We start from the raw sequence: 12,438 nt of genomic DNA, 5'->3' as shown, positions 1-12,438 counted from the left end.
GCTGCTCGTCAAGGACGAGCAGCGTGTATCGAATTCTTCGTTATGAGATGGCGCGTCGCGCGCCGCCTCACTGCGACAGGAGAGCCACGCAACGCTCGAGTGCTACGTCCCAGTTCGTGCGTCCATCGGCATTCTTGGCGTTCCACCATTTGTAGTCCTGGTAGACCTGCTTCTTTGCGATGGAGGGAGATCCTGGAAGGATATCGAGCAGTTCTTTCGATACGAGGCTGAAAGCTTTTTCGTTGACCGGGCCGTAGGAGATAGCTTCCGAGAACGCAGCCTGTGGTTCCGGGCGAGAAACGTATGCGAGGAATTTCTGGGCGTTTTCCTTATTCGGGGAACCCTTCATGACGACCCAGAAGTCGTACTGAAGCAAGGATTGATCCCAGGAAAATTCCAACGGCGCACCTTCCTTCTTGGCGCCGAAGATGCGGCCATTGTAGGCATCGGCCATATCAACCTCGCCACTGATCAAACTCTGAGGGGCATCTGCACCGGCGACCCACCAGCGACCGACATGGGGCTTCAGTTCCGCCACTTTCGCGAATGCTCGGTCCATGTCGATAGGATAGACCTTGTCAGCGGGAACGCCGTCGCCCATAAGCGCACCTTCAAGCAAACCGCCGTCGACGATCTTTTCGCATTTGGGAAGGCTTCGCGCGCCCGGGAATTTCTTTACGTCGTAGAAATCGACCCAGTTTTTCGGTTCTTGGCCTTTCGGAAACTTCGTGGTGTTGTAGGCGACACCAACCGAATAGAGTAGCGCGCCGACACCGTTCTCGTTCTTCAGCTGCTCCGGCATTTCCGCAAGGGTGTCCTTTGCGAATAGGCTGTAGTCGATTTTCTCGACGGCGTCCTTTTCGACGAAGCCGTTGAGGGCACCGCCGGGAACAGATGTGAGGTCGGCTTCAGGCTGACCAAGCTTCACCGAAGCTAGCAATTTGGCGTGATCTTCCGGTACCAACACCACCTTGATGCCGGTGTCACGTGTGAAAGGATCGAAGAAGGCTTTCTTCTGCGCCGCTTCCCAGGTGCCGCCGCCGGAAGTGATGACGACTTCGCCTGTACCTTTAAGATTTGCAGGTACTTCGTCAGCCTTGGCGGTTGCCGACAGGGCAGCAAGCAACAAAACTGCGGTGAGTGATTGAGTAATCGTTGTGGTTTTCATTTTTATTCCCCTTTGTGAAGTAGCTCTGGTCTATATTCAAACGTCAGGCCCGAGCCATGGCCTGGTCGTTGTCTGGCTTTACGGTGTTCGGATGTCTCCCTGACGCTGGCTCGCTGCTCGTTCTTCCACAGCGACCGCGAGCACCGGCGACCCCTTCGGAATGGAGGGGTGCGTCATGCGCCACAGCAAGAATCCAGTTTCGGGCGCGGCAATCTCCGCGACGGTTTCCCCAAACAGATCGCAGATATTTCCGAGCCGCTGATCTTTATGAATTCGGTCGCCAGGCTCTACGTCCGAGTGAAACTCCCCGTCTGTCGGACAAGCCACCCAGATATAGTCGTCACAAGGAACCCGTGCTCGTTGGAATTCGGTTGACGGCGTGTCGAGTATTCCTAGAGCCCGTGCGACATTAAGGACGCCGTCGACATGAAATTGTGCCGAGGTCTCGTCAACTAATCCATTCGCGCCGGCCTCCGACATGATTGCGAGCCTGTCCTTCGAGGCAAATCCTGTCGGCGGGCGGCCCGGCTTCGACATATGAGCAACGGGGAGCCCGACGACGAGTTCGGCGTCGAAGCACATCGCCATCCGTCTTGCACGTTCGTCCAGGACCGGGTCCTCCGTGTGCTGGAAGATGGTGAACTTGGAAACGTTTTCTCGAAGATCACCTCCGTGCATGTCTACGTAGCAGTCCGCACCCACGCACCACTCGTTCATTATTGCGTCACAGAGGATCTCAGAAAACGAGCCATTGGGGTCGCCTGGGAACGAGAAATTGATGTTTTTTCCATCAAGGGGACAGACGTATTCGCTGTATTTGTACAGTGCGGGCTGGTTCACAAGCGGGATAATCGAAACCGATCCCTGAATTTTTCGGGGATCGAACAGCTTCTGAAGGCGAACAGCAGCCTCGATAGCGGCGACCTCATTCACATGAACGCCTGCCGAGATACAAAGCCTCGGCCCATCACGATCGCCACGGATCTCGCACAGAGGCCACATGTATCCTGAAAGACGAGAGTCGGCGAAGGAGAAGTGGCCTCGGAAGATGCCAGGCTCTCCATAAGCAACGCTGTTCGATGATGCAGTTATCTTCATTGTCGTAGCACTCGTGGTTTCCGATGCTTGGTCCTATTGCGATAGCATCTCTACACAACGGCTCATTGCGTCGTCGTAGTTCGTCCGGCCATCGGGACGCATCTCAGCCCACCATTTGTAGTTTTCGAAGATTTGCTTGTCGGCGATTTCCGGCGCTCCGGGGAGATCCGCAGCGATTTCCTTCGGAAGAAGACCGAAAGCTTCCTTGTTGACAGGCCCGTAGCGCATGGCCAGCGCGAACTGCGACTGAGGTACAGGCCGCGAGATATAGGCCAGAAACTTGTTTGCATTTTCTTTGTTCGGCGAGCCTTTCATAATGACCCAGTAATCATACTGAAGAAGCGACTGGTTCCATGTGAAGGCGATGGGCGCACCTTCCTGCTTGGCAATGGCAATGCGGCCGTTGAAGGAAACTGCCATATCGGCGTCTCCGGAGATGAGGCTCTGCGGAGCTTCCGCTCCACCGGACCACCAACGTCCCACGTTGGGCCTAAACTGCTTGATTTTCGCGAAGCCGCGATCGACGTCGAGTGGATACAGATTCGCCGGCGAAACTCCGTCTCCGAGCAGAGCGCCTGCCAGAAGACCGCCCGCGAGTATACGTTCACACTTCGGGAGCGCTCGCTTCCCCGGAAAGTCCTTCACATCGTAGAAATCGACCCAGTTGTCCGGATGCCTCCCATCGGCAGCGAATTTGTTGGTATTGAAGGCGATAACGGCGGAATAGAGCAGGGCTCCGACGCCGTTCTTGTCCACGAGTTGCTCGGGCATTGCTGCGAGAGTTTCTTTCGCGAAGAAGCTGTAGTCCATCGGCTCAACGGCGTCCTTCGAGATCCAGCCGGGAAACTCGCCGCCGGAAACGGACGTCAGATCCGCATCCGGCTGACCGACTTTTACTGATGCAAGCAGCTTTCCGGGATTGGAGGGAACGACCACGATCTTGATTCCCGTATCCTTGGTGAACGGGTCGAAGAACGCCTTTCGAAGCGCCGCCTCGTAGCTTCCACCGTCGACTGCCACAACGACCTCTCCGGAACCCTTCAAGTTTTCCGGAATGTCTTCGGCGCGGACTGCAGAGACTTGTGTTACGGCCATCGCCGCGAAGCTAAGTGCCAGGCTGATAGTTCTAGTTGTCATCGCATCCCCCTTTTGGTTGTCTGAAGAAACGGCCCAGCGGCTTATGCCATGTCCAGCGCAGGTGTGTTGGGGTTGCTCCCTTCAATGAAACCGTGGCAGCAGAAAGCGACAGGACCGGTCATGATCACCATGTTGTTTTCGACAAGCTCGATCTGAAGTTCGCCCGCGGGAAGGTGTACCGTGACCTTCGGAGAATTCACGAGACCGCGCATCTTCGCAGCATAGACGGCAACGCAAGCCCCGGTCCCGCATGCTTTGGTGAGAATGCCGGGACGCTCCCACACGGCGAGGCGTATGGTTTGGGAGTCGACGATCTGGGCCACGCCAACGTTGACGCCTTCCGGGAAAAGCGGATCGTTCTGCACGGCCGGGGCATAGGTCGGAATGTCGTCGACGACGAGTTGATCGACGAAGAACACAGCATGCGGATTGCCGATGTTCAGCGCGACCCCATCGGAAAGAGGTCCGCTTGTCAAAAGGACATGGCGGGTATCGATCTCGCGGCTCAACGGGATTTGCTGCCAGTCCAGGCTAATCGGCCCCAATTTGACGCTGATCTGCCGAAGACCTGCTCCGTAGCATTGCAGCACCCCGGACTTGGTCTCGATCAGTACTTCCTCAGTCCCCGTCTCCTCAAGCAACAAGTAAGCCATACAGCGTGTAGCATTCCCACACGCACCGACTTCCTTGCCGTCGATGTTGAAAATCCTCATCTGCGCGTAAGCGCCTGCCCTTCGTCCCTCGTCGGAGGGTCGTTCGATCGTGAGCAGTTGTTCGCCGCCAGCTCCGACGTTTGTACTGCAAATCCTGACGATGTCCGCGACGTCAAACGGCTTTGCGACCGCACGCCGATCGACAATCACGAAATAGTTTTCCAACCCGTGCATCTTCACGAATGACCAAAGCGTCGGCGCATCCACGCATGGGGTTTGCGAGAGGAATTGGATGTGGTTCATATCGCGACCGCTTTCAAAGTGCTGTTGCTGCGTCAGCGTAGGTATTGGATGCCTGCCAAGGCCTCTCCACCTCGAGGGTGAGGAGGTCCTCGATCGTCTGGCGACGCCGAATGACCCGGAACCGGGCGCCATCGACAAGGACTTCGGCGATCAGATCTCTTGAATTATAGGTAGAAGCCATCGATGCCCCGTAGGCGCCTGCGCACCCGAATGCGAGGCGAGCCCCTGCACGAAGCTTGGGTAGGCCTTCATAGCTTCCGAACACATCGGAAGTTTCGCAGACAGGACCGACCAACTGATACGTTGAAGAGTCGCCGCCCTTGATATCTTGTAGCGGGAGTACCGGATGGACGGCGCTATAGAGCGAGGGTCGCATGAGATCGTTCATGGCGGCATCAACGATGACGGTCGCCATATTGCCAGTATTCTTCACATATAGTACTTCGGTGACCAGCAAGCCCGCTGGTCCGACAAGCCACCGGCCGGGTTCGACGGTGAGTTCGCAATCAATGCCATTGAACGCTTCCTCGATAATCTTCGCGTACGCACCGACATCAGGCCCGGCTCCGAATTCGTAGGAGATTCCCAAGCCACCTCCCAGGTCGAGGCGCCGTACCTGGTGACCGCGAGACCGCAATGTCTTAACAAGGTCAGCGAGCCGTTCGTATGCTGCCCGGTAAGGCGACAGATCCAGGAGCTGTGACCCAATGTGCACGGCAAGACCAGCCACATCGAGTTCGGGCGAAGCTTCGGCCCTCGTGTACAGTTCTGGGATTTCCTCAAGGGCAATTCCAAACTTGTCGCCTTTCTTGCCAGTGCTGATTTTCGCGTGGGTCTTTGCATCGACGTCAGGATTTACCCGGAAGACGATAGGCGCCCTACGACCGAGCAATCGAGCGATGTCGCGGATAACATCGAGCTCGGCGGGCGATTCGACATTGATCTGATGGATGCCAACCTCCAAGGCGCGGGAGATCTCCGCTCGGGCCTTGCCAACACCGGAAAAAACAATCCTAGACGGCTGAACGCCGGCGGCGAGCGCCCTCTCCAACTCGCCCCCCGATACGATGTCCATGCCGCAACCTAGATCCGAGAGCAGTCGCAGCACGGAAACGTTGCTGTTCGCTTTGACGGCAAAACAGATCGAAGCTCGCGACGATCCGAGTTTGTCGGCCAGCAGTCTGTAGGCGTGGGTGATCGTAGAGGCGCTGTAGCAGTAGAACGGGGTTGGAATTGCATCTGCGATTTCGCCAACCGATATCTCTTCGATAAACAGTTGACCATTCTCATAAGAGAAGCTGCCGTGGTGGAGCGCTGGCGATCGTGCCGCGCGTTCATTTCCGTCCAGGAGTGTCATCTGCATCTCGCATCGTTAGCTGCCCTTGGTCTGATCTTTGCAGATGACAAAACCACGACAAAATACTAATTTGACCGCCTCTCATTCATTCTTGATATATATGAGGTCGGGTTCATGCGGCTCAGTCAGCGTCAGATTGAAATTTTCAATGCTGTGATGATTTACAAGAGCGCTACCGCGGCTGCAGAGGCGCTCGGCACCTCCCAGCCGACGGTAAGCCGAGAGCTACGGGAGCTCGAATCCTATCTCGGCTTTGAACTCTTCAATCGGTTCGGCAAGCGCCTTTCTCCGACCAAACAAGCACTGCTTCTTCACTCCGCCGTAAGCCGCTCTTTCGTAGGTATGCAGGAAATTAGCCGCGTGGCGTTGGCTATAAAGCAACACAACGCGGCTCAGTTGAGGATCGCGAGCCTTCCCGCCTACGCTGAGGCGTTCCTACCAATGGTCGTACAACGATTCCTGAATAATAAATCGCAAGTCCATCTGTCGATACATTCCCTCGAGGAAGTGCAATTGCGGCACGACATCACCACCCAGATGTTCGATATAGGTTTGACGGAAGGCAGCCTTGAAACTGACGATGCGACAACGGAAACCATCGATGTTGGTGAAGTCGTATGCGTGCTTCCTTGCAACCATCCCCTCACGTCCAAGAGCGTGTTGGAGCCGAAGGATTTCCAAGGTGCTGATTTCGTCTACTTCACTCAGGAGGATCCATACCGCCGTAAGATTGATCTGATCTTCGAGGCCGAGGGCATCTCTCGGAGATATTGCGTGGAAGCAACGACGGCAACGGGTGTCTGCTCGATGGTCGCTTCCGGAGTTGGCGTCTCCATCGTCAATCCTTTGACAGCTTCGCACTATGCCGCGAAAGGCGTTGCTTTACGTCGCTTTAGTGTGCTTGTTCCGTACCAGTTGAACCTGTGGCGACCGGCCAAGACCTTGAGATCCACTCACGCCGACCTTTTTGTGAATGTGATGCGGCAGGTTGCGAACGAAGTCGTTGAGAAATTGCGGTCCCTCTGATCTTCAGTGTTTCGGACGAGATCTCGCCCGCTTGATATGCGCTTTTAACCCACCGAAGAGAAGGACGATGGTCCTGCGTGGTGCGCGCTCGGCAAGACGGCGATCGGCGACGGATCTCGAGCTCGCCATAGGAACCGAAGACAAAGGGGCCCGTCGCAAAGTTTTGCTGTTGATGTCTGAAAGAGCGCCAAAGATTTCCCGCGAGATTTTTGATGAGGATTTCAAATGGCGCCATTTTTAGGGTGAAGTGATTTCGTGGGCTGTTCGCTGGTATTGCCAGCGCAACCGTCTTTCCATCTCCGGCGCGTATTTCCGCGCCAAGCGATAAATCGTGGAATGATCAACGGGCACGCCGCGCTCACCCAACCTCTGCTCAAGATCACGGTAGCTGACGCCATAGCGGCATAGTCTTCGGAGGGCTCCCTACATTTTGTCGACCACCTGACCAGCTTTCGGGAAGGACCCTATAATATAGTCTCCCTCGCGCAGCTCGTAATCCAGTCAGAAAAAATAATGACATTTTTGTTGCGCTGATTTACCGGTGTGACAAGATAGTAATTGTTGCTTGTGACCATACTGATCTTGGATATCTCTATTATAGATCCTGACCGCAATTCCTCTTCAACTAAGTAACTTGGTATCAATCCGGCTCCGAGCGACGCTTTGGCTGCCGAGATAACCATCGAAAACTGATCAAAATACTTCCCAGCCAGACTATGGTTATCCACCAGGCCAGCCTGCTCGAAATAGTTCTTCCAGGCGATAGGGCGTGTCGACAGATGCAGCAAGGGCGACCGCGCAAGGTCGGAGATGTCTTCAATCCCATGCATGTGCTTAAAAGCGGGAGAGGCGACTGGTACGAGGCTCTCTGAGCATAGGGGTTTCATATCGGTGTCCGGCCAATCCGCGACCCCAAAATGAATTGCTAGATCGAACCGTTCCCGGGTCATATCGAATGGCTCCAGTCGCGTGAACAGACTGAGCTCGACCCCACTGTGTCTTGCAAAAAAATCGGGTAGTCGGGGTATCAACCAGCTATTGGCAAAAGCCGGTAATGTCGCAATGCGCAAAGCGGCCCCCATCCCGCCTGCCGAAATGGCCCGCATTACAGTCCGTTGGATATTTTCAAGATCGACGCAAAGTTCAGTCGCCAAGCTACGCCCTGCATCGGTTAACACGACATGTCGACCAACCCTCCTAAAAAGCTTCGTTCCGATGGTAAGCTCAAGTTCCTTGACCTGCCTGCTGATGGCGCTTTGAGTCAGGTGCAGTTCTTCTGCCGCTAGTGTGAAGCTCTCATGGCGCGCCGCTGCCTCAAAGCTAGTCAAAGCTGAGCTTGAAGGGAGAAAACGGCGCGGGAACCGGGACATACTTCTCGCTCTCAACCAAGATGTAAACCCGCTTGGCAACGATGGACGCCCACCAGTTGGCCATTCGTGGAGCACCCAGTCAACAAGGAGATTCCCTTCTTAGATGATGAAAACTCACGAATCGATGAGAAATCGCTGTTTGTAATGTCCGCGGCTTACGTCGTCTATTCATCGACAGTCTGCGGCGCTCGGATCAGCACCAGATTTGCCGCGCCACACCAAAACGAAAAGGTTGGGTATCGCTATGGCCATCGCGGAGAAATACGAGCTCTCGTCAAGGGAGCAGGCCTTCTTGGCCGAAGTCTCGAATGGCAAATACGATCGCGAGATCATCACCGGTCTCAAGAAGTTTTTTGACGGCTCCGTGCCCCAGGACATGCAGGGTTTCTATTCGCAGGAGGAACTGGAGGCGATCAAAGAACTCGAAGGAACTCCGCGCGATTTACAAGCTCGCATGCCGGTGAAAATAACGCGCCACTATTTTGAGCAGGCCAAAAATTCAAAGGCGATCCAGACACTGGTAAAAGCCAGTCCAAAGGAGACCTACGATCTGGATGGAGCATCCGATCCGGGAAAGCAGATGTCCTACAGCCCGGTCGAAGGGCTGATACACAAATACGAACTTGGATTGATCTACGTCGCGGCGACTTGCTCAGCCCACTGTCGGTTTTGCTACCGAGAAGAGCTCATCGCCAAGAAAGAAGTCGAGCGACCCGATGGCACCGTCGCGCCCAAAGGACTCGCCCAAATTCCCGAGATTGTTGCATATATTCGCGAACATAACCGCTTGGTAGATGAGAACGGCGGTCGTCATCCGACCACAAATCGAGAACGCCTGCGCGAGATCCTGATGTCTGGCGGCGATCCGATGGTGCTTGGAAACAAAAACATCGCACAGTGGCTGGCAGCCTTGTCGGAAGCCGGTATTGAGAACATCAGAATCGGAACAAAGGAACTAGCTTTCTATCCTGAGCGTTTCGACGCAACGTTTTTTGCAATGCTGGATTCATTCCACAAGTCATATCCGCGAGCCAGTCTTCGTATGATGGTTCATTTCAACCATCCCGATGAATTTCTGGCCAAGAATCCCGATGGCAGCTACATCCCCGATGCCCACGCGGGTTTCAGATGGCTGCCGCCCACCCTCGCTGCGGTCCAGGCACTGCGAAGCCGTCACTGGATCAACATCGACAATCAGTCACCGATCATTTCCGGTATAAATGACGATCCTGATGCGCTGCGGATAATGCAACGCGAACTCAAGCGGAACGGCGTCGAGAACCACTACTTCTTCTGCGGGAGAGACATCGTGGGACACAAGGCATTCAATGTGCCGATTGAGCGAGCCTGGCAGATTTTGAATGAATCCCAGAAAGGGCTTTCCGGCGTGGAGACACATGCGCGTCTCTCCATCACACACTATAAGGGCAAGACCGAGGTCTCCGCAGTGACGAACGAACCCTTCCCGGGCGTGAAGGGCGGCGAGAACGGAGTAGTGATTTTCAAGCTGCTGCGTTCGGCAGCCGATGCTCGAGATCGCTGCAAGGTGACCATCGTTGGTCGCAACCCGGACGCGATCTGGTTCGGCGGTTATGACGATCGGGTCATAATGGACGAGGCCGAGCTCTATTCAATGTATAACATTAAGCCTTTGGCGCTCCTGGCCGCCGAATAATCCGTTGGCCGCTGAAAATACGCGTCGAACTTAATCCCGGTGTGAAGATGACATACGTCGTTACCGACAACTGTATCCAGTGCAAGTTCACCGATTGCGTTTCCGTCTGCCCTGTCGACTGCTTTTATGAAGGTCCAAATTTCCTGGTGATCCATCCGGGTGAATGCATCGATTGCGACGCGTGCGTCGCGGCATGTCCAGCCGAAGCGATATACAACGAAGACAGGTTGCCAATTGAAAAGAAGCATTTTCTTGAAATCAACGAAGAGTTGTCGCTGGTCTGGCCGCAGATAACGGCAAGGAAGGACCCATTGCCCGATGCTGAGCAATGGTTAGGAATCGCTGGCAAGTTGGAAAACCTCGTTAAATTGGCGCGGCACGACTGATCATGAATAATATGTCGAAAAGCGCCGCGTTGTATGAACGCGCCAAAACAGTCATGCCCGGTGGCTGCAGCCGCAATACGATCCTTCGCAAGCCTCACCCGATCTATGTGGCAAAGGCCCAGGGATGCCACGTCACCGACATCGAAGGCGTCGAACGGATTGATTTTGCGAACAACGTGGCTTCGCTCATTCACGGGCATGCACACCCCGACATCACAAGGGCTGTTATCGAACAGATCGGCAGAGGGACAGCCTTTACTGTGGGGACGGAAGTTGAGGTGGTATTTGCCGAGCAGATGGTGTCACGCAACTCAAGCTTCGAGAAGATACGCTTCGTCAACTCTGGCACTGAAGCGGTAATGAGTTGCATCAAGGCCGCTAGAGCTTTTACCGATCGCCCTAAGATCGCTAAGGTCGAAGGCGCATACCACGGCTTATATGATTACGCGGAAGTCAGTCAGACTGCGAGGCCATCAAACTGGGGAAGCTTGGAATCACCCACCAGCGTACCGGTGTCACGCGGAACCCCAGAGTCGGCATTGAGCGAGGTCGTGGTCATACCGTTCAACGAGTTGGACCGTGCAATAGCCATCCTGGATCTGCACAAGGCTGATCTAGCCGCTATTGTGATCGATCTGCTTCCACATCGCATCGGTGTCATCCAGGCCACCCAGGAGTTCGTCCTGGGTCTTAGCAAATGGGCCACCAAGAACGGCGCACTTCTAATCGTGGACGAGGTGATCACCTTCCGCACAAATTTCGATGGCGCCCAAGGTTCATATGCAATCAAGCCTGACTTGACCGCGATGGGAAAAATGATCGGAGGTGGGTTTCCTGTCGGTGCATTGGCCGGTCGAGCTGACGTCATGGACGTCATGAACCCATTGAACGGCCCAGCTCCATTTCCACACTCTGGCACGTTTAGCGCCAACCCTATCACAATGACCGCGGGCTTGGTCGCGATGCAGATGTTCGATCGGGACGCCGTTGCAAGCTTGAACAGCCTGGCTGACCGAGCCCGAGCAGGGATCGCAGAAGCTATCAAGATTGCTGATGTGCCTGCGTGCGTTACCGGAGCAGGTTCCATGTTCCGCATACATCTAAAAGGGACCGCGCCAACCAGCTATCGGAGCGCCTTCGCAGGACCTAAGGAACAGAACTGTATCTCAGCGCTGCTCGACCACTTCTTCTCCAATGGCTTGCTCATGATCGAGACATGTTCGGGCCTTTTATCCACCCCGATGACTGAGGCCGAGATCGATCGGTTGTCAGAAGTAGTATTGGACGGCTTGCGCCTTGTCAGGCCGATGCTCGATGACATACAGGTTGCTTAAACAAGGGTCGCGATCGAGCGGCAGGCCTGATCGCGTGACATGAGGTTCATCTCAGCCGGCCAGTCCTTCAGGCTGGAGCGAGACTAGGTTCGCTTTGCGTCACATGTTCAGGGATGTGTTGCAACACAGTCAACGACGGATGACGGCCTGCCGAAAACTGATCGAAGCTGCGGCCACCAAGCGACAAGCAGCGGTCGACCGTGGCGCCGGCGGCATTCGAACGCGTCGAAAAGGCTCGCAACAATTACCCAAGTGGCGAAGGACGCCGTGGGCAACCTTGCTCAGCGCGGCGGTGGACGCGGCGCGTGCACGTACGACCGTCGGCGAGATTTCGGACGCCATGCGTGCCGCTTTCGGTGACCATTGCGCAACGCCAGAAGTGGGGCACTCTATGGCAAGCCTGTGGCGACGACCCGAGATGACAGTGCTGGCGGGTCGGCTTGCCAAATACGCCAAGAGGTCAGGGATCAAGCCAAAGGTAATGGTCGCAAAGCTCGGTCAGGACGGCCACGCCCGTGGCGCCAAAGTCATCGCCTCCGCCATCGGCGACATTGGCTTCGACGTCCTATTCAGCCTACTGTTCCAGACGCCGCAGAAAGCCGCCGAAACAGCGATTGAAACAAGGTTGCCGTTTGTACTCTGCGGTCGAGTAGAGGTGGCAACGGAGATCGGCGATGGCCTCTTCAAACTTGCGGTGCCAGTGAGCCTGTAAAAGTCCGTACCGGAAATCGTCTTCACATTGTTGGAAACACTTGTGCGGCACCTAGCCCCGCTGATGGCCGCGCTCCGCTAAGGCGGGGGCGCCGACAGCCCCGCCTATATGGCACCCATGGTATCCGTTTCTCCGACGCCTGCGTTCAACGTCTTTCGCGGTCGCGAATATCACAGCATGTATGTCCATGCGGAAGCGTTAGGTACTGGGCTCGGGCGA

Annotated in this window: 11 protein-coding genes and 1 pseudogene; 5 read left to right on the top strand and 7 right to left on the bottom strand. The window is 55.4% G+C overall.

Annotated elements, in window-relative coordinates; all coding sequences use genetic code 11:
• Window positions 1-67: 67 nt before the first annotated feature.
• The 5 genes from EJ077_RS13260 to lysA all read right to left on the bottom strand — a co-directional run bounded on the left by EJ077_RS13260 (window position 68) and on the right by lysA (window position 5,716).
• Window positions 68-1,168, bottom strand: a complete 1,101-nt coding sequence (locus tag EJ077_RS13260) for an ABC transporter substrate-binding protein (protein ID WP_135928491.1) — start codon at window positions 1,166-1,168, stop codon at window positions 68-70.
• A gap of 78 nt (window positions 1,169-1,246) precedes the next feature.
• Window positions 1,247-2,266 (bottom strand): succinylglutamate desuccinylase/aspartoacylase domain-containing protein, encoded by a 1,020-nt coding sequence (locus EJ077_RS13255; RefSeq protein WP_135928490.1) that lies wholly within the window; start codon window positions 2,264-2,266, stop codon window positions 1,247-1,249.
• A 33-nt stretch (window positions 2,267-2,299) separates the two neighbouring features.
• Window positions 2,300-3,403 carry an ABC transporter substrate-binding protein gene (locus tag EJ077_RS13250; protein WP_135928489.1) on the bottom strand — a complete coding sequence of 368 codons (1,104 nt, stop codon included), beginning with the start codon at window positions 3,401-3,403 and terminating at the stop codon, window positions 2,300-2,302.
• A gap of 41 nt (window positions 3,404-3,444) precedes the next feature.
• Complete coding sequence (gene dapF, locus EJ077_RS13245; RefSeq protein ID WP_208702556.1) at window positions 3,445-4,359, bottom strand: diaminopimelate epimerase; 915 nt, start codon at window positions 4,357-4,359, stop codon at window positions 3,445-3,447.
• A 13-nt stretch (window positions 4,360-4,372) separates the two neighbouring features.
• Complete coding sequence (gene lysA / locus EJ077_RS13240) at window positions 4,373-5,716, bottom strand: diaminopimelate decarboxylase (RefSeq protein WP_208702554.1); 1,344 nt, start codon at window positions 5,714-5,716, stop codon at window positions 4,373-4,375.
• Window positions 5,717-5,830: 114 nt separating this feature from the next.
• Here lysA and EJ077_RS13235 point away from each other — a divergent pair, with 114 nt between their 5' ends.
• Window positions 5,831-6,742, top strand: a complete 912-nt coding sequence (locus EJ077_RS13235; protein WP_135928486.1) for a LysR family transcriptional regulator — start codon at window positions 5,831-5,833, stop codon at window positions 6,740-6,742.
• A 276-nt stretch (window positions 6,743-7,018) separates the two neighbouring features.
• On the opposite strand, the pseudogene EJ077_RS13230 reads toward EJ077_RS13235, so the two are convergent.
• Window positions 7,019-7,162: pseudogene (locus EJ077_RS13230) on the bottom strand (IS6 family transposase); the annotation flags it as partial.
• Between the two features lie 44 nt (window positions 7,163-7,206).
• A complete protein-coding gene (locus EJ077_RS13225) occupies window positions 7,207-8,112 on the bottom strand; it encodes a LysR substrate-binding domain-containing protein (protein WP_135928485.1) in 906 nt (301 codons plus the stop codon).
• A 244-nt stretch (window positions 8,113-8,356) separates the two neighbouring features.
• Between EJ077_RS13225 and EJ077_RS13220 the strand changes: the two genes are divergently transcribed.
• From EJ077_RS13220 to EJ077_RS13205, 4 genes are all read left to right on the top strand, one after another.
• Entirely contained in the window at window positions 8,357-9,787 is a 1,431-nt protein-coding gene (locus EJ077_RS13220; protein ID WP_135928484.1) for a KamA family radical SAM protein, read from the top strand.
• A 47-nt stretch (window positions 9,788-9,834) separates the two neighbouring features.
• A complete protein-coding gene (gene fdxA, locus EJ077_RS13215) occupies window positions 9,835-10,173 on the top strand; it encodes a ferredoxin FdxA (protein ID WP_135928483.1) in 339 nt (112 codons plus the stop codon).
• Window positions 10,174-10,175: 2 nt separating this feature from the next.
• Window positions 10,176-11,507: an aspartate aminotransferase family protein gene (locus EJ077_RS13210; protein WP_135928482.1), complete on the top strand. Its 1,332-nt coding sequence runs from the start codon at window positions 10,176-10,178 to the stop codon at window positions 11,505-11,507.
• Window positions 11,508-11,610: 103 nt separating this feature from the next.
• Window positions 11,611-12,219 carry a hypothetical protein gene (locus EJ077_RS13205; protein ID WP_208702552.1) on the top strand — a complete coding sequence of 203 codons (609 nt, stop codon included), beginning with the start codon at window positions 11,611-11,613 and terminating at the stop codon, window positions 12,217-12,219.
• Window positions 12,220-12,438: the final 219 nt, after the last annotated feature.

It is taken from the genome of Mesorhizobium sp. M8A.F.Ca.ET.057.01.1.1 (genome assembly GCF_003952565.1).
Taxonomy (GTDB): Bacteria; Pseudomonadota; Alphaproteobacteria; order Rhizobiales; family Rhizobiaceae; genus Mesorhizobium.
Note: the sequence above shows the minus strand (reverse complement) of the source record. Positions and strands in the feature narration are given on the sequence as shown.